This is a genomic window from Halomonas sp. NYA30 (assembly GCF_976980765.1).
Genome location: NZ_OZ334477.1, coordinates 2921256 through 2939228, shown reverse-complemented (window position 1 = coordinate 2939228; position 17973 = coordinate 2921256). Strand labels below are relative to the sequence as shown.

Sequence of the window (17973 nt, the reverse complement as noted above, 5' to 3'; positions counted from 1 at the left end):
TACCCCTCTTTAATCTGATTTGGCTTTCTCAGGGCTATCGCAGCGGGTGATCCATCGTATTACCCAATGTGCTAGCTCTGTGTGTATAGCGCTTAGCCCCGACAAGTGTCTTAAAATCAGCTATGATTAGCGGCCTATCTATTCCCGTGCGTTCATTATCGCCGTAAGGAGACCCATGCATCTTAATCCCCGCCGTGTCGCGTTGTTAGTTGCTGCCAACACGGCGCTTGCACCCTTTGCGATCGACGCCTACTTACCTGCGATGGGAATCATCGCCGAGAGTATCGGCGCTAGTATTCACCGCACTGAACTTTCCATCAGCGTGTTCTTGTTCGGCTTTGCGCTGGGCCAGCTTTGTTTTGGGCCATTATCAGATCGTATGGGTAGAAAGCCTGTACTACTGGGCGGCTTGGTGGTGTTTATGCTGGCAAGCCTAGCGATCACCACGGTCGATAGTCTCTCCTCGCTGCTTGCCTGGCGCTTTGTGCAGGCGTTGGGCGGCGGTGCTTGTGTTGTCAACTCGGCAGCGATTGTGCGTGACTGCTTTAGCGGACGAGAGGCTGCCAAAGTGATGTCGACGATGGCGATGATTATGATGCTGGCGCCGCTAGTGGCGCCAGCCGTGGGGAGTCTGTTGCTGTATGTGGCCGGTTGGTGGTTGATTTTTGTTTTCTTGGCCGTTTATGCAGGCTTTTTACTCTGGCTGCTGGGAACGCGCCTGCCTGAGACTCGCGATATGTCGCTTCCAGCGGCGTCACCGCGCCAGGTCATTCGCAATTACGCCAGCGTGCTCAAGCATCGTGAAGGGATGGGGTATATCTGCGCGGTAGCCGCTTCCTTTGCGGGCCTGTTTGCATTTGTGACGGCTTCGCCGTTTCTTTATCTCGACTATTTTGGTCTATCGCCCGGCACCTATCCGCTCGTGTTTGGTGTCAACGTGCTGGTCATTGCGCTCTCCAATCGTGTCAATATCCACCTGCTGCGCAAACGCACGCCACAGCAAAATCTACGCTTGGGGCTGCTGATACAGTTAGTGGCGGCGCTAGGGTTGGTGTTGGTCACCGCGTTAAATATGGCGTCACTCATGTTAGTAGTGCCGCTTATTATGCTCTTCACCGGCATGATTGGGCTGATTACCCCGAACGCAATCTCGGCGCTTCTGGATCACTTTGGCCATATCAGTGCCACCGCGACGGCGCTTTTAGGCGGCATTCAGTTTACCTGTGGCGCTCTCGCTGGGGTGCTGGTCGGGTTGTTTGAAGTGGAACACCTTTGGCCAATGGTGCTAACTATGTTGGGCGCTGCCCTGTTGGGGAATATCGGCGTGCGGAAATTAACCAAGTCGCCCGCCATAAGCGAGTAGCAGGGATGAATCGCAGGAATGAGCAATAAGAATGAACAGCCGTGATGGATAGCATGCTGGCCTGGGTCAATATGCCGATGAGTACCTGGTTAGCCTGCGCAGCCGTGCTGCTGCTGGGTGCCTTTGTCCAGCGCGCGACCGGTTTCGGTTTGGCCGTTATCGGGGCGCCGTTGCTGCTGATGCTTGAGCCACGCTTGGTGCCGGTCATTTTAGTGCTGTTTGGCTTTACCGTCTCATTAATGATGGTGCGTCACTATTGGCACGAGGTGCGACTGGATTCCATTGGCATGGCGTTAGTAGGGCGCCTGCCTGGCAATGCGCTGGGTATTTGGCTTCTGCTCGCCGCGCCGATGTTTCTGTTAGAAAAGCTGATCGCAATCATCGTGCTGTTTGCTGTGTTGGTGACGCTGTGCCGTTTTAAACTACCGGTAAATCGAATATCCCTATTCGGCGCTGGTGTACTGTCAGGTATCTTTGGCACCGTTGCTGCCATCGGTGGCCCACCCATGGTGATATTGATGCATGGTTTACCCGCTGATCGGGTGCGGGGGAACTTAGCCGCCTTTTTCATTTTGACCTCAATGTTGACCATTATCACTCTCGCCTTCGCCAACCAGATTCAGCTATGGCATTTCCAGGTGGCTCTTACCTTTCTCCCCGCGGTACTGGTGGGTAACGCAGTGGCGGACGCGATTGCCCACCGCTTGGATAGACGTCTGTTGCAAGGCGCTTCGCTGGCGTTGTGTACCTTGGCTGCGCTTGGCTTGCTGCTGTAATCAAAGGGAATTTTCCCGGTATAGCAAAAATTCGTTCATGTGTTGCTTGCTGTCATGAAGTTGTCATGGAACCAGTGCAAGGTATGCCTTGCGAAGGTTAGATCCCTACACGAACAGGAGTATTTCGCATGAACCGTATTCTAAAAACCACCGTTATCGCGGCTGCTGTAATGAGCGTTGCCGGTGTTGCCCAGGCCCGTGATCAAATCCGTATCGTAGGTTCCAGTACTGTTTACCCGTTTGCCAGCTACGTGACTGAAGAGTTCGGTGCCACTACTGGTAACCCGACTCCTGTTATTGAATCAACCGGCTCGGGCGGTGGTTTGCGTCTGTTCTGTAATGGTATTGGTGAAGGCACGCCTGATATCACCAACGCTTCACGCCGCATGAAAGTTGCGGAGTTTGAGCGTTGTGAAGAGAACGGCGTCACTGATATCACCGAAGCTAAAATCGGTTCTGACGGTATCGTTTTAGGCCAATCCAACGAAAATGACGTTGTTGACCTGACGCTTGAACAGATTTTCATGGCAGTCGCTGCTCAGGTGCCGGTTGACGGCGAACTGGTCGACAACCCCTACACCAACTGGAGCGACATTGATTCTTCGCTGCCAGACCGCGAAATCTCTATCTATGGTCCGCCAACGACTTCTGGTACTCGTGACGCTTTTGAAGAGCTGGTTATGGAAGCTGCTTCCGAAGAGATGGACGAGTATGAAGAAGCCTATACTGAAATTCGCTCTGACGGTGTGTATATCGACGCTGGCGAGAACGACAACCTGATCGTTCAACGCTTGAGCGAAGATACCGGTGCAATGGGTATCTTTGGTTACTCGTTCCTTGAAGAGAACACCGATACGCTGAACGGTGCCAGCATCAACGGTGTTGAGCCAGAGCCAGAAGCAATCAGCTCGGGTGATTATCCTATTGCGCGTTCACTATGGTTCTACGTGAAGAACCAGCACGCTGAAGAAGTACCGCCGCTGTACGAATACACCGACATGTTTATGAGCGAAATGATGATTGGTGCAGATGGCTACTTGAAAGATATCGGCTTGATCGTTCTACCGGAAGACGAGCGTGAAGAGTGGCGTCAAGCGGTAGCAGATCGCACTACAATGTCAGCAGACGTTCTTAAGTAAGTCGTTAAGTTAGAAATGAAAGTGGTCGGCAGCGAAAGCTGCCGGCCTTTCGTTTTATGACGGCGATATATTGGCGTTTGTCACATTGCTGTAATGTTTGTGCCCCAAAGTAGTCGCCAATACGATTTCATTAAGTAATGCGAGAGAAATTCGATGCAGACTAACCAGCTTCTTCTGATTTTTTGCGGTGCGTTACTGCTGCTGGGGCTGCTGGCGTTTTTTGCTGGCCGTTCAAAAGCCACCCGTTTACGCAGTGCGGGCACGGCGATGTTTGCTCAGCCAGATCAATACGCCTGGTTTACCGTGCTCTCAACTGCCGGTCCAGCCGTGCTAGTGAGCACGCTGGGGGCTTTTGTGCTGCTTTTAATGGGCGCCGATATCCCCACGCTCTATTTGCTGTCCGCGAGTTTGGTGATTGCAGCCATAGGGCTGATGGTAAGTCTTAACCAAGTTAAACCCGATTTTCACGCCCGTCAGGCCATTGAGCGGGTCATCCGTATGGTCTTGGCCGGGGCAGCGTTAATCTCGATTTTCACTACGTTCGGCATTTTGTTCTCGATTATTTCCGAGGCGCTGCGCTTTTTCCAAATGCACAGCTTCTGGGAGTTCATTACCGGCACCACGTGGAATCCAGGCGCGAGTTTTTTAGCATCAGCGGGACGTGGCGATGGTGCTGGGGCTGAATTTGGTTCGGTACCGCTGTTTGCCGGCACCTTTATGATTACCGCTATCGCTATGCTGGTCGCTGTTCCTATCGGACTGCTCTCCGCGATTTACATGTCCGAGTATGCACCACGTAACGTGCGCACCATTGCCAAGCCCGTACTGGAGGTTCTGGCAGGTATTCCTACCGTGGTTTACGGCTTTTTTGCCGCGATTACAGTAGCGCCCATTATTGTCAATATCGCCGGATTTTTTGGGCTCGACGCTTCTTACAATAATGCCGTCGCCCCAGGGGTCGTGATGGGTATCATGATCATCCCGTTTATCTCCTCGTTGTCTGACGATGTAATCAACTCTGTGCCCGATAGTATGCGCCAAGGTTCACTGGCATTAGGCATGACCAAAGGTGAAACCATTCGAGATGTGGTTATTCCTGCTGCTCTGCCGGGGATTATTTCAGCGGCACTCCTAGGCATGTCGCGTGCTCTAGGTGAAACCATGATCGTGGTAATGGCGGCAGGTATGCGGCCCAATCTCACCGCTAATCCGCTGGAAGATATGACCACGGTGACCGTGCGTATTGTGGCGGCTTTAACAGGGGACCAGGAGTTTGAAAGCGCTGAAACCTTGTCAGCCTTTGCCCTTGGGCTTGTGCTGTTTGCGGTAACGCTTGCGCTGAACCTGGTGTCCGTACTGATGATCCGTCGTTTCCGCGAAAAATACCGCGTGAATAACCTGTAAAGCTGAGGAACTGTTTCGATGAGCCATACTTTTGACGAAATCAGCCAGCAGCTAAGTCGGCGTCACCGTAAGTCAGCCCGCCTTAAATGGATCTCGATGGGATCGTTGGGCTTGGCAGGCCTGTTTCTGGTGCTCTTCTTTGCTGACATGCTAAACAAGGGCTTACCAGCCTTCCAGCAGGCGTATATCCAGACCGAGATTAGTTACACTGAAGAAGCGGAAACCGATGGTCGGCAGGCGTTTGATCAAGAGCTGCTACCGTTAATCAGTCGCACGGTGGTGCGAGTGATTCCCATGGAGTTGCGCAACAATCCCGACATGATCGGTACCAGCGAAGCGCAGTGGGTGTTAGCAAATAGTGAGGTCGACCAGTATCTGAAGGGACACCGGCACCGCCTGAGTGAAGAGGAGCAAGCGGCGCTTGATGAGCGTGTCGAAGCGGGCCAGGTTGACCTTCGCTTCAATACCACCTTTTTTGGATCCGGGGATTCAAAAATCGCTGAGAACGCAGGTATCCTCTCGGCAGTGGTCGGCACCGTGATGACCATGATTGTAACGCTATTAATCTCGTTTCCTATCGGGGTAATGACCGCCGTTTATTTGGAAGAGTTTGCGCCGGATAACCGCTTCACCCAGGCGATTGAAATCAATATCAATAACCTGGCCGCGATTCCTTCAATCCTGTTTGGTTTGTTAGGTTTGGCGATCTTTATCAACTTCTTCGGGGTTCCGCGTTCGTCGCCGTTGGCCGGTGGTATGACGCTAGCGCTGATGACCTTGCCGGTGATTATTATCTCGACGCGAACTGCGCTGCGAAGCGTGCCGGACTCTATCCGCCATGCGGCCTTTGGGGTGGGCTGTTCGCGCTGGCAAGTCGTGCGCGATCACGTTCTGCCGTTGGCCATGCCGGGTATTATGACGGGCTCCATCATTGGGCTTGCTCAAGCGATGGGTGAAACAGCACCGCTGATTATTGTCGGGATGGTGGCATTTATTCCTGATGTCGGCGCGTCCTTTACTGAAGCGGCCACCGTTATGCCTGCGCAAATATTTACTTGGTCAGGCGAGCCTGAACAGGCGTTTGTAGAAAAAACCGCCGGCGGTATTTTGGTGCTACTCACCATACTCATCTCACTCAACGCCTTCGCCGTTGTGTTACGTAAGAAATTTGAGCGTCGCTGGTAGGCCAGCGCGATAGAGGACATGACTATGAACAGCCAAGCACCTGTAGTTAATGAGCAGTATGAACCAGCCGTTGGGCAGCCCTACACGCGTAATAATCAAGCCTGCCATGATTTGAGCATCCGGGTTCGCGATTTAAACCTGTGGTATGGCAAAAACCAAGCGTTGAATAACCTTAATATTGATCTGTTTCAGAAAAATGTAACGGCGCTGATTGGCCCTTCTGGGTGTGGTAAATCGACCTTCTTACGCTGCCTGAATCGCATGAACGATCTGATTCCTAGCGTGCGCACCGAAGGGTTGGTCGAAATGGATGGGCGGGACGTCAATGCCGCCAAAATGGATGAAGTCGCGCTACGCCGCCGGGTAGGAATGGTCTTCCAGAAGCCGAACCCATTTCCTAAATCGATTTATGAAAATGTCGCTTACGCCCCGCGCATGCACGATTTGGTTAGCCGCAAAGCCGAGCAAGATGAGCTGGTTGAAAAGGCATTGCGTAGTGCTGGTCTTTGGAACGAGGTGAAGGACAAGTTGCAAGAGCCCGGTACCTCGTTGTCGGGCGGTCAACAGCAGCGCTTATGTATCGCCCGCGCTATTGCCGTGCAGCCTGATGTAATCTTGATGGATGAACCAACGTCGGCGCTTGATCCAATCTCGACCGCGACCATCGAAGATTTGATGGATAAGCTAAAGGAAGAGTTCACCATCATCACCGTAACCCATAACATGCAGCAGGCCGCGCGGGTGGCCGACTACACGGCGTTTTTCCACCTGGGTGAAATTATTGAGTACAACGATACCAAAGTGATGTTCTCAACCCCCGCTAAGAAAAAAACCGAAGACTATATTTCCGGTCGTTATGGTTAATTAGCGCCTTTCAAGCAGGCCCATCGTCACCCGGTGGGCCTGTTTTTAATGTGTGTTTTTTTATATATTAATATATGTTTAAACGTATATGATCGATATCCTTCTTAGCAATAAACAGCTTTAAAAACAGCAAACCTGGAAATAGGCACCATAGAACAGAGAGTCTAGGAGGCACCATGGCACTTCGAATTGGTATCAATGGATTGGGCCGTATTGGCCGCTTAACACTGAGGATTTTGTGGCAAAAAGTGCCGACGGGTGACGTTGAACTTGTGCGCATTAATGACCCGGGTGGCGATGCGGCAACTTTTTCCCACTTATTGGAATTTGATTCGGTACACGGCCATTGGGCTCCAGGGCAGGGCATTACAGCCACTGATGACGCTATTATTTTCGATGGAAAGTCCGTTGCCTTTAGCGCTAATAAAGCAATTGCCGATAGCGACTGGTCCGACTGCGATGTAGTCATCGAATGCTCAGGTAAAATGAAAACCACTGAGAAGCTTCAAGCGTATCTCGACCAAGGTGTAGGGCGTGTAGTGGTAAGTGCGCCTATGAAAGAAGCGAGCGTGCTCAATGTAGTGATGGGGGTGAACGATCATCTCTTTGATCCTTCGCAGCATAAGATCGTTACCGCTGCCAGCTGTACCACTAACTGCTTGGCGCCGGTGGTCAAGGTCATTCAGGACAGCTTTGGTATTCGTCATGGCTCAATGACCACGGTGCATGACATCACCAATACTCAAACGATTCTGGATGCCCCGCATAAAGATCTGCGGCGCGCCCGTGCTTGTGGTATGAGTTTGATTCCCACCACAACGGGATCGGCGAAAGCTATCACCGCGATTTTTCCTGAGCTAGAAGGCAAGCTAAATGGCCACGCGATTCGTGTCCCGTTGGCTAACGCCTCGCTGACCGACATGGTGTTTGAGCTTGAGCGTGAAGTCACTGTCGACGAGGTCAACACTGCATTGAAAGCCGCAGCGGATGGCCCGTTGGCAGGTATTCTGGGCTATGAAGAGCGCCCGTTGGTGTCGATCGATTACCGTACTGATCCACGCAGTTCCATTATTGATGCGCTGTCTACTATGGTGGTCAACGGCACGCAGCTAAAGCTCTACGCTTGGTACGATAACGAATGGGGTTACGCGAATCGAACCGCAGAGCTATCCCTGATGGTAGGGCATGAGCAGGTGGGTCGTGGCTGATTCAATGCTTACACGGGTAAGGGCGCTACCTTTCGAGGTGCGCCAGTACATGCTGATTACCGGCAACTACTGGGCGTTTACGATCACCGATGGCGCGCTTCGCATGCTGGTGGTGATGCACTTCCACCAATTGGGCTATTCGCCGTTAGCCATCGCGATGCTGTTTTTGTTCTACGAAGCCTTTGGCGTTGTGACCAATTTGGTGGGTGGTTGGCTGGGCGCAAGGCTGGGGCTCAACCGCACCATGAACGTGGGCTTGGGTTTGCAGATTGTGGCCCTGGTCATGTTAATGGTGCCGGCAAGTCTGCTAACTGTTGTCTGGGTCATGGCCGCTCAGGCGCTATCGGGCATTGCTAAAGACCTTAATAAAATGAGCGCAAAAAGCGCCGTTAAGGTACTGGTTCCTAAAGAGAGTGCGAACGCTAACAGCTCGCTTTACCGTTGGGTAGCGATGCTGACTGGCTCTAAAAACGCGCTAAAAGGGTTGGGCTTTTTTGTCGGCGGGCTGCTGTTAACGCTGATTGGCTTTCAGGCTGCTGTGTTTGTGATGGCCGTGATGCTGGCTGGCGTGCTGCTGCTCTCACTGCTGCGCTTAAAGGCGGATCTTGGTCGGCAGAAAGTGAAGCCTAAGTTCTCCGAGATTTTCTCAAAATCACGCGCGATTAACGTGCTTTCCGCAGCACGTTTTTGTCTTTTTGCAGCGCGTGATGTGTGGTTTGTGGTGGCACTGCCGGTCTTCCTATACGACCAGCACGGCTGGACGCACTGGACCGTGGGGGGGCTGTTGGCGATATGGGTGATTGGTTATGGCGGGGTACAGACCCAGGCACCAAAATTAACCCGGCTAATTAAAGGTGATGTACGAGTGCTGACGGCCGGGTGGGCTGCAGCGCTGGCGGTGCTGGCAATTTTGTTGGCGATGCTGCCTTTGGCACAAGTAGGTTGGTTAGTCGTCGGGCTACTCGCGTTTGGGGTGCTGTTTGCGATTAATTCCAGCTGGCACAGCTATTTGATTGTTCACTTTGCCCGCGCCGATGGTGTGTCGATGGACGTCGGTTTTTACTATATGGCCAATGCCATGGGGCGGTTAGTCGGCACGCTATTGTCGGGTTGGCTGTATATGGCTTACGGACTGAGTGCCTGCCTGTGGGTATCGGCTGCCTTAGTGGCGGCAAGTTCAGCGATGGCGCTAGCGTTGCCTAGACAAACCGCATGATCCGTTCGCCTAGGCTAGGTTTAACGCTAACGTTAGGCAGCGCGCAAACGCTGGCCTGGGCATCTAGCTACTACTTGCCTGCTATCTTAGCGGTGCCTATGGCCCGCGATTTAGGCATGCCGACCAGTTGGGTGTTCGCGGCGTTCTCTGCAGCTTTGTTATTAACCGCTATGCTCGGCCCCAGCGTTGGCCGTTGGATTGATATGCGCGGTGGGCGAGGTGTGTTGATGGCCTCGAACGGTGTCATGGCCCTTGGCCTAATCATAATGGCGCTGTCTCAAGGTGTGTTCAGCCTAATGCTTGCTTGGCTAATCACTGGTATTGGCATGGCAATGGGGTTATATGACGCCGCCTTTGCCACCTTAGGGCGGCTATTAGGACGCAGCGCCCGGGCTTCGATTACCGGTGTTACGCTACTGGCGGGATTTGCCAGCACCATCGGCTGGCCGGTTACCGCTCTCTTGGAAAACGAGTTTGGGTGGCGTGCCGCCTGTATCGTTTGGGCCATGCTGCATATTGTGATAGGGCTGCCGCTTAATGCACTCTTGCCAAAAGCAGGGGCTAGCCAGGCAGAACATAAGGACGAAAAACCTGTTCCACCGCCTGATCGGCCCCGCTTAGCCATGGTGCTGTTAGCCTTTGTATTTGCAGCAGGCTGGTTTGTGTCGACGGCGATGGCGGCTCATCTACCTAGATTACTGCAGGAAACCGGTGTATCCCTCTCAGTTGCCGTGGCCGCTGCCGCGTTGGTAGGACCTGCGCAAGTGGCTGCGCGGCTGGGTGAGTTCGCTTTGTTACGCCATTTACACCCCCTGGTCGCGGCGCGAGTGGCGACAACGCTTCATCCACTAGGTGCCGCGTTATTGGCAACGGTAGGTATGCCCGCTGCGGGCTTTGCGCTGCTACACGGTGCTGGCAATGGCATGATGACTATTGCGTCTGGCACCTTGCCGTTGGCTCTGTTTGGTCCTGCGGGTTTTGGCCGTCGCCAGGGTTTAATCATTGCCCCGGCGCGGGCCATGCAAGCGTTTGCGCCGCTGCTGTTTGGCCTATTGATAGAACAATACGGCGCTGGAGCTCTGTGGTTGACCTCTGGCTTGATGGTGAGCGCTCTGTTGGCGTTACTAATGATTCACTGTCGCACCTGACGTGCTCGGGGCTCCTTTAAGTCACCAACACACTATCCTCGGCGGTTTTTGAGGCAGCCCCGGAGTTCCTTACCCTAGCTATAGCGTCGACGTTTGAAGGTTGCATCACGAAGGTAATCGGGGTTTGACCCTATCCGACGAAGATTCGCCCAGGTGCCTTTGTAATAGGGGATATGGTTTCTGTCTGTCCAATCGCTGATGACATCACCCTGTACCCCATTAGGGTAGCCAAACATCATAAAGACCTGCCCCCGTTCCAAGTCAGGCTCAAGATAGGCCATGGCGGTGGTTGCACCATAGTCGTTATAAACTTCGACTATATCGCCGTTGGCGATGCCTAAGTCCTGGGCATCCTGTGGGTGGATTTCTAATGGTGCCATCGGGTAGCGGCCTTTGCGGAAAGCCAGGTATTGGTCGTGGTAAGCCGTTTGCCAGATATGATTCGTTCTTCCGTTATTGATCCAGAAGTCATAAGACGCTTTCTGCTGCTGAACCACGTCGGGGAAACCGTTCCAGGGTGATGGTTGAAAATGGGCCTTGCCATCGTTGGTACTGAAATTATTATCGGTATAGAGCATCTCGGTGCCAATGAGCTTGCCATCCCGATACTCTTTGATGGGAAGTTGGACGCCATTATTGCCAGCCACACGCAATCTATCATAGGTGGCTAAGTGCCCTGTTGGCCCGCCTTGGCTATCAATTTCCTTTTCATGCGCCATGCGGAAACCGTCGTTGAAGGCATCCTCCTCGGTCGTCCAGTCAAATCCAGCGAAACGCTCGGCCAGCGTAGCGTTACCTGCGGATTCATAACGTTGCTTTAGGGCGTTAGCCATATCGGCGGCAATGAGACAATCAGGCTTAGCGATGCCGGGAGGATCCATAAAGCGTTCAGACAGCCGAAGCCGGCGCTCCCCGTTCATGGAGGTCAAGTTCATTTCGCCAGGATGAGTCGCTGGCAGCACCATATGTGAATATTCGGCAAACTTGGTGCGGTAAAGATCGATATCTACGATAAATAGACCGCCCCTATTTTTGACGGCATCATAGACAATATCGATCAACTCTTCTTGAGAAGTGACGCCTCGTGCTTCGGCCAGCGCTTGGTTAACAATGGCAGCACGACGCTTGATGACCTGCCGGTAAGTCTCGGCATTGATGGTGGTTTGAAACGCATTGCAGGCCCACACCGTCAACATCATGCCGTTACCTTTGATCAGCTCTTGATCAATATAAGGTGCTGGGCGTCCGCCTGGGTAGGGTGGGCGCACATAGCCCTCCTGGTGACCGCCCATACGAACCACGCCGGTACCGCGTTGACCTACATTGTGGGTAGCCACAGCCAGATTGACGATTGCGGACTGAATCCGATAATTGTCATTTCCCCAGATCACGCCTTTCTCATAGGCATGCATGGTACGTGGCGCATGGCCACTGGCCTTAGGTTTATAGGCCCACTCGGCGGCCTTAACGATATCGGCCCGACTCACGCCGGTGATGCGGCTACACTCGTCCAATCCCATGCGATTGGCAGCTAGCATTTTCTCGAAACCACTGGTGTGTCCGTCGATAAAGGCCTGATCTTGCCACCCTTGGTCTACCACATAGGTCAGCAACCCATTGAATAAAGCTGTATCTGTTCCCGGTTGAATCGCCAGATGTAGAACATTCTCTTTTCCAGCAATCGTTTCACAGATAGCAACGGTGGGAGTGCGTCGGGGGTCGACTAGAATAACTTTTCCTTTGCCGACTGTCTCGCCAGAAAACCATTCCCGCTTTTTAGCGATGTTAGATCCTCTTAGGTTCGGTTCCCAGTGGGCCAGGAACCAGTTCGACTGAGTCTCATAGGAGTTTCCGCCGATGGAAAAGATGACATCGGCCACCTCTGCATCCTCGTAACTATTATTGAGCTCGCCAATGCCCATATCACGGCTGGCGTGACATTCTGAGTTGTAGGCAGGACGGTTGTGAATGCGCACCATTTTTGACTGTATGCCGTCAAAAATTAGTTTGCCGGTAGCCCAGGTATTCTCGAAACCGCCGCCAGCGCCGCCATGATCGAAGAGATTGAAAAACAGTTGATCCGGCCCGTCATTATCGAGAATACGTTGGGTTAGGCCAGCATATAGAGCCATGGCATGTTCCCAATGGGTGTCTGACCAATCGTCCCCGGTGTACATCATGGGATACTTGAGGCGACGCTCGCTGATGGAGGTTCCTTCCGAGTACATCACACTGGCCATTTGGCCACCACGCGTTGAGGATAACCCTTTATTGACGCTGCACTCCTTATCAGGAACGATCATGATGCTGTATTCACGGCCATCGTGGTCGCGTATCTGATTAACCATGGCGGGGGTCATGGTTAATTGCATGGCCGGCAGCTGTTTAGTGAAATCGAGCCCTAGCGCATTCTGGTTAGCCGCTCTGCCGCCTTCTTGGTTGGCAGGCCATTTATAGACATGGTACCCGCAGCCGACGATGCAGAAGTGACAAGCCATATTAGTCTTTTGAGCATTTGCCGGAGGCAGGGGAATACGGTCTTTGAATTGTGACATTTTATACTCCCGAATCAGATGATATTGGCCTGACGGCCATAGATAAGACCATCGATCGACACCGCTCTTAGGGCATCTTCAGCCTCGTCATACTCCAGAATGATTCGCGGCAAATTCTCGGTAGCTTGGCCAATCACCATCTGACCGATGTTATCGGGATCGAATATGCTGAAATGGCAGGGGCATTTGAAAGTTTCAGCTTCCTGGTCATAGCTCACTGGACAGCCCATATGGGTACATTGCGTGCTGAAAGCCACTATGTCTTTGTCTGGCCCAACGCCTCCTTTAACTTTTCGGTCTCTGCGAATTACCACGCAGGGTGAGTGGATATCGGGGTAAGTAAAGTAAAATGGTTGATTGACCGTCAACTCGCTAAGCCGGGCGATCACCTCATGTGGGTAGGGCAGGTGTGTGGTACCCGCGGTAGAAGGGCTATTTTGCTGCGCCTGAGTGAGGGGGGCCAGCGAAAGAGTACCCAGAGCGGCACTGCTGCCGGTTAACTTTAGAAAGGTGCGGCGACTCAAGCGTGTCATCGTTTGACACTCCATTGTTATTGTCGAGAAGCCCTAGCTGGGGGGAGTTATATATGGTTATCCGAATTTGGTAAGCCGAAATTTAGCTTAGTTCTGTCCTGACAGACGCGCAAGACAGAAAAACTCATCACTGCAATATCAATTTCAGGCTTAGGTTTACCGGAACTCTGATGAGTTCTTTGTCTCTTTTACTTCTGCAAGTTGCGCTAACCACCCGGCGCATCGCTTTGTGCGTAAGCGAAGCGCGGCTTGAAAGGCGCTTCCAGCGATAACGTTCACGGATTAATAAACTCGGCCGATGCGATGTATGTAGTAGTGAGGAGAGTATGTGCATGCAGGCTTTGGCTAATCGCCCGCCGAGGCGGGCGGGTGTAGGCGGTGTGCTGTTTCAAGTTGAACCCAGAAACACTAAATAGGGTGCCACGGCCTTTATTTCCTATTTGATGTTTTCAGTGGGAAAGTAATGCCGGGTGTTATTGGCAATTTTCACCAGCGCGAGCATTAGCGGTACTTCGACCAATACACCGACGACCGTGGCCAGCGCGGCGCCTGACTGTAAGCCAAACAGTGCGATAGCCGCTGCGACCGCCAGTTCAAAGAAGTTACTCGCACCAACCATAGCGCCAGGGGCTGCCACGTTATGCGGCACCCGCCAAACCTTGGCCCAGCCATAGGCAATAAAGAAAATTAGAAACGTTTGAATAATCAGTGGAATAGCGATGAGTACAATATGCAGCGGGTTATTGAGAATAACCTCGCCCTGGAAGGCAAACAGCAGCACGAGGGTGATGATCAAGCCAATCGGGGTGATGGGTCCAACGCGCTTCATAAAGACGTTGTCATACCACTCTGCACCGTGTTTTTTGATCAAGGTTTGGCGCGTTATATAACCTGCCGTCAGGGGGATCACAATATAGAGCACCACCGACAGGGCAACCGTATCCCACGGTACCTGAATGTTGGAGATGCCTAGGAGGAAGACCACGATGGGAGCGAAAGCAAACAGCATGATCACATCGTTGAGAGCCACTTGCACCAGCGTATAAGCGGCGTCGCCGCGGGTTAAGTAACTCCACACGAATACCATTGCGGTACACGGTGCGGCACCGAGAAGAATGGCACCCGCTAGATATTGACTGGCTACTTCAGCGGGAATAAAAGGCCGAAAAATAACCATCAGGAAGAGCCAGGCAATAGCGAACATAGTGAAGGGTTTGATCAGCCAATTAACCGTGTTGGTAATAATCAAACCTTTCGGCTGGCGCCGCACGCCTAGCAGCGAGGTAAAATCAATCTGCGCCATCATCGGGAAAATCATCGCCCAGATAAGCACGGCCACAGGAATCGATACCTGGGCCACTTCAAAGCGCGAAAGCGTTTCCGGCACCGCGGGTATAAATTGTCCCAGTAAAATACCTGCCACAATGGCTAATGCCACCCATAGCGAGAGGTAGCGCTCGAAAATCCCCATTCCTTCTGCGGTGAAGGGTGAAGTGTTATCGCCCAGTGCTGACATGTGAAGCTCCTTGTTAAATGGCGCGTTGGTTAACCCGTTTGGAAACTTCTTCAGCGCTCTCTTTACGCTCTGAATAGCGGTCTGTGAGGAGATCACTACGTTCTCGCACTAATAGCGTAAATTTCACCAGCTCTTCCATCACATCGACGATACGGTCGTAGAAAGGGGAGGGTTTCATTCGGTCGTTTTCATCAAACTCCATGAAGGCTTTCGGCACTGACGATTGGTTGGGAATCGTCAGCATGCGCATCCAACGGCCTAAAATGCGCAGCTGGTTGACCGTGTTGAAGGACTGCGAGCCGCCACAAACCTGCATCACTGCCAATGTTTTGCCCTGGGTAGGACGTACGCCACCTAGCGAAAGCGGAATCCAGTCTATTTGCGCTTTCATAATGCCGGTCATTGCGCCATGGCGTTCAGGGGAGCACCACACCATGCCTTCGGACCACTGGGCTAACGTGCGTAGCTCGTCAACTTTTGGATGGCTGGCATCTTCAGCATCCGGTAGCGGCAATCCTTTAGGGTCAAAAATTCTCGTTTCTGCACCCATGGCGGTCAGCAAGCGTGCTGCTTCCTCAACGGCTAAACGACTAAACGAGCGCTCACGCAAAGAACCGTATAACAGTAATATTTTAGGTGCATGCTCGGCGTTTTGTGGAACGCCAAGGCGATCACTGCTAGGCCGCTCAAACAGTGCGGTATCGATGTTAGGTAAATCAGTCAGGTGGGGGAAATCTTTGAGTGACGACATTAGGGCTACCTGTTTAACGCTATTTTAGGCTAATCACTCCATGATATATGTTTTTTCGTATATTTCTAGCGTCGCCTGCAAGCTGCAATATTGCCGTCATGAATCCAGCGTAAAGTGACAGCTATTAATTACATTAGAGGCTATTTCCTTATGTCGAAGCGCCGCGTGTTGTTTCTTTGCAACGCTAACTCTGCACGGTCCTTAATGGGAGAGGCGTTGCTTCGCCATATGGCAGGTGATCGTTTTGAGTCGTTTAGCGCTGGTTCTGAACCTGATGAACCCCATGCCTTGACGCTTGAAGCGTTGCACAAACAGGGGCTACCCACCGAAGGTTTACACAGTAAGTCGCTGGATGAGTTTGAGAGCGAGACCTTCGATTTTGTCATTGTGCTGTGTGATAAGGCTCAGCAGGCCTGTCGGGATTGGCAAGGGCAGGCGGGTGAAGTGCTGTTCTGGGATATTCGCGACCCTCGTCTAATTGGTAAGCCTGACTCTTACGAGCAGGCGTTGTTAGAAATTCGCCGTCGCCTGCAGCTATGGCTGCCCTTGCATAAGTCTGCTTAATCTTACTCATAGGGGCAGGTCGAGATGAAATGGATCAATAACTTAAGCGTCAAGGCGAGTTGGACGCTGGTGCTTTTGGCGTTCAGTGGTTTGGTCGTCGTGATTGGCGCATTGGGGCTGTTCGCTAACCATTTTGGCCGCGATGCATTCACGTCGCTACATCAGCGGGACATGGCGCAGGTCAGTGAGCTTAATAGTGCTTACACGCAGTTATTACGTGCGCGTATCCAAATGAATCGTGCAGCAGAGTTAATTCGCACCCCGTCGTTTGATCGTCCCGCTCCGCTTATCGATGAATCACAGAGGTTGTTGGATACGGCGGCAGTCAACTTCGAACAGTTTTCATCGAGTGATTTTGAACCTGAGCAGCAAGCGTTAGTTGATCAACTGGCCGCTGATTTTCAATCGTTCGTTAACAATAACCTTAGCCTGCAGATGATGATGCTGGAAGAGCGTGATGTCTCTGGTTTTCTGTCAGGAGAGTCACGGGTAGATGACAGCAGCCAGCAATTTGTGCAGAGTGCCGAGGCATTTTTTAACGCCTTAAACCAGCGGGGTAACGGCCTTCTCGCACGTTATGAGCAAGTATCATCGCTACTGTTTTGGGGCGTCATTGCGGTGTTGGGTGCCGCGCTGTTAGTGGTGGCGGTGGTGGTATGGGGAGTGCGCAAGAATGTGCTTCGCCCTTTAAAAGTCATTACCGAGCATTTTCAACGCATTGCTAAAGGCGATCTATCCACGCCCGTTTTAGCCCACTCGACCAATGAAATTGGTCAGCTGTTTAGTGAGCTAGCCAGTATGCAGAGCGCTTTAACGACAACCGTGTATCGCCTTACTGCCAGCAGCCAGCAGGTCTATAGCAACAGCCAGGAAATGACTGAGCAGAACCAGCTTTTGGCCAGCCAAACCGATACTCAAGTGTCTGCCTTACAGCAAATGGCGGCGAGCCTGGAGCAGCTAACCGCGACCGTAAATCAAAATGCGGAAAGTGCGGCGCATGTGAGCCAATCGACTGCGGATGTTTCCCATAAGGCGCAGCAGGGTGACGAGGTCATTACCCAGTTTATTGCCACTATGGAGGCAATCAATGATCACTCTGAAGAGATCCAAAGCATCATCCGCATGATTGAGAGCATCGCCTTCCAAACCAATATATTGGCGCTGAACGCATCGGTTGAAGCGGCGCGTGCGGGTGAGCATGGGCGTGGCTTTGCAGTCGTGGCAAATGAAGTGCGGGCGCTGGCAACCCGCAGTGCCAATGCTGCCAGCGAGATTCGGTCACGCATTGAAGCGTCGAGTGCGAGTGTTCAACAGGGTAGTGTGTTGTCGCAGCAAGCGGGTGAGCATACTCGTGCGATAATGCAGGCGGCCAGTAACGTGAATACGCTAATGACGCAAATAGCCAATGCTTCTGAGGAGCAGCGACGCGGGATTGAAGAGGTTAATCAGGCGGTGGTGCAAATTGATACGACGACGCAAGGAACCATGCGCTTAGTCAACCAGGCAGCCCAGAGCGCAGAAGGATTATCCCAGGAGGCTTTGCAAATGCGCGAGTATGCTGGGCAGTTTAGTGTTGCCGAAGAAGCTGCCGAAATGGACTTGGCTGACATCAATGAACATAACGGCGAATACCCTGAATGGGAGCAGCTTAGTCATCAACAAACCCCTTTACCTAGCTCTGATGGGCAGCGCCATCGTCAAACCGATTTGATGACGTCTGCTTAAAATACTAAAAACAGTAATTTGCGTTT

Annotated in this window: 15 protein-coding genes; 11 read left to right on the top strand and 4 right to left on the bottom strand. The window is 52.4% G+C overall.

Going from position 1 to position 17973, the window contains the following annotated elements; genetic code table 11:
* The first annotated feature begins 175 nt into the window (after nucleotides 1-175).
* The 9 genes from ACWI0H_RS13685 to ACWI0H_RS13645 all read left to right on the top strand — a co-directional run bounded on the left by ACWI0H_RS13685 (nucleotide 176) and on the right by ACWI0H_RS13645 (nucleotide 10303).
* Nucleotides 176-1363 (top strand): multidrug effflux MFS transporter, encoded by a 1188-nt coding sequence (locus ACWI0H_RS13685; protein WP_101147902.1) that lies wholly within the window; start codon nucleotides 176-178, stop codon nucleotides 1361-1363.
* Nucleotides 1364-1407: 44 nt separating this feature from the next.
* Complete coding sequence (locus ACWI0H_RS13680; protein ID WP_101147903.1) at nucleotides 1408-2139, top strand: sulfite exporter TauE/SafE family protein; 732 nt, start codon at nucleotides 1408-1410, stop codon at nucleotides 2137-2139.
* A gap of 128 nt (nucleotides 2140-2267) precedes the next feature.
* Entirely contained in the window at nucleotides 2268-3278 is a 1011-nt protein-coding gene (locus ACWI0H_RS13675; RefSeq protein WP_485873712.1) for a PstS family phosphate ABC transporter substrate-binding protein, read from the top strand.
* Between the two features lie 153 nt (nucleotides 3279-3431).
* Entirely contained in the window at nucleotides 3432-4682 is a 1251-nt protein-coding gene (gene pstC / locus ACWI0H_RS13670) for a phosphate ABC transporter permease subunit PstC (RefSeq protein WP_485873711.1), read from the top strand.
* 18 nt (nucleotides 4683-4700) lie between these two features.
* Nucleotides 4701-5867, top strand: a complete 1167-nt coding sequence (gene pstA, locus ACWI0H_RS13665; RefSeq protein WP_485873710.1) for a phosphate ABC transporter permease PstA — start codon at nucleotides 4701-4703, stop codon at nucleotides 5865-5867.
* Between the two features lie 24 nt (nucleotides 5868-5891).
* Nucleotides 5892-6731 carry a phosphate ABC transporter ATP-binding protein PstB gene (gene pstB / locus ACWI0H_RS13660; RefSeq protein WP_485873709.1) on the top strand — a complete coding sequence of 280 codons (840 nt, stop codon included), beginning with the start codon at nucleotides 5892-5894 and terminating at the stop codon, nucleotides 6729-6731.
* A gap of 176 nt (nucleotides 6732-6907) precedes the next feature.
* Complete coding sequence (locus ACWI0H_RS13655; RefSeq protein ID WP_485873708.1) at nucleotides 6908-7939, top strand: ArsJ-associated glyceraldehyde-3-phosphate dehydrogenase; 1032 nt, start codon at nucleotides 6908-6910, stop codon at nucleotides 7937-7939.
* Nucleotides 7917-9155, top strand: coding sequence for an organoarsenical effux MFS transporter ArsJ (gene arsJ / locus ACWI0H_RS13650; RefSeq protein ID WP_485873707.1), 1239 nt, complete (start codon nucleotides 7917-7919; stop codon nucleotides 9153-9155). The genes ACWI0H_RS13655 and arsJ overlap by 23 nt, the downstream gene beginning before the upstream one ends.
* Nucleotides 9152-10303: an MFS transporter gene (locus ACWI0H_RS13645; protein ID WP_485873706.1), complete on the top strand. Its 1152-nt coding sequence runs from the start codon at nucleotides 9152-9154 to the stop codon at nucleotides 10301-10303. Before arsJ ends, ACWI0H_RS13645 begins: the two co-directional genes overlap by 4 nt.
* A gap of 74 nt (nucleotides 10304-10377) precedes the next feature.
* On the opposite strand, the gene ACWI0H_RS13640 is transcribed toward ACWI0H_RS13645, so the two are convergent.
* The 4 genes from ACWI0H_RS13640 to arsH all read right to left on the bottom strand — a co-directional run bounded on the left by ACWI0H_RS13640 (nucleotide 10378) and on the right by arsH (nucleotide 15658).
* Nucleotides 10378-12858, bottom strand: coding sequence for an arsenate reductase (azurin) large subunit (locus tag ACWI0H_RS13640; protein ID WP_485873705.1), 2481 nt, complete (start codon nucleotides 12856-12858; stop codon nucleotides 10378-10380).
* Nucleotides 12859-12872: 14 nt separating this feature from the next.
* Nucleotides 12873-13391 carry an arsenate reductase (azurin) small subunit gene (locus tag ACWI0H_RS13635; protein WP_485873704.1) on the bottom strand — a complete coding sequence of 173 codons (519 nt, stop codon included), beginning with the start codon at nucleotides 13389-13391 and terminating at the stop codon, nucleotides 12873-12875.
* A 436-nt stretch (nucleotides 13392-13827) separates the two neighbouring features.
* A complete protein-coding gene (arsB, locus tag ACWI0H_RS13630) occupies nucleotides 13828-14907 on the bottom strand; it encodes an ACR3 family arsenite efflux transporter (protein WP_485873703.1) in 1080 nt (359 codons plus the stop codon).
* Nucleotides 14908-14920: 13 nt separating this feature from the next.
* Nucleotides 14921-15658, bottom strand: a complete 738-nt coding sequence (arsH, locus tag ACWI0H_RS13625) for an arsenical resistance protein ArsH (RefSeq protein ID WP_485873702.1) — start codon at nucleotides 15656-15658, stop codon at nucleotides 14921-14923.
* A gap of 150 nt (nucleotides 15659-15808) precedes the next feature.
* Between arsH and ACWI0H_RS13620 the strand changes: the two genes are divergently transcribed.
* Nucleotides 15809-16222 (top strand): arsenate reductase ArsC, encoded by a 414-nt coding sequence (locus ACWI0H_RS13620; protein WP_485873701.1) that lies wholly within the window; start codon nucleotides 15809-15811, stop codon nucleotides 16220-16222.
* Between the two features lie 24 nt (nucleotides 16223-16246).
* The gene (locus tag ACWI0H_RS13615) at nucleotides 16247-17947 is read left to right on the top strand and encodes a methyl-accepting chemotaxis protein (protein WP_485873700.1); all 1701 of its coding nucleotides are present in this window, start codon (nucleotides 16247-16249) and stop codon (nucleotides 17945-17947) included.
* Nucleotides 17948-17973: the final 26 nt, after the last annotated feature.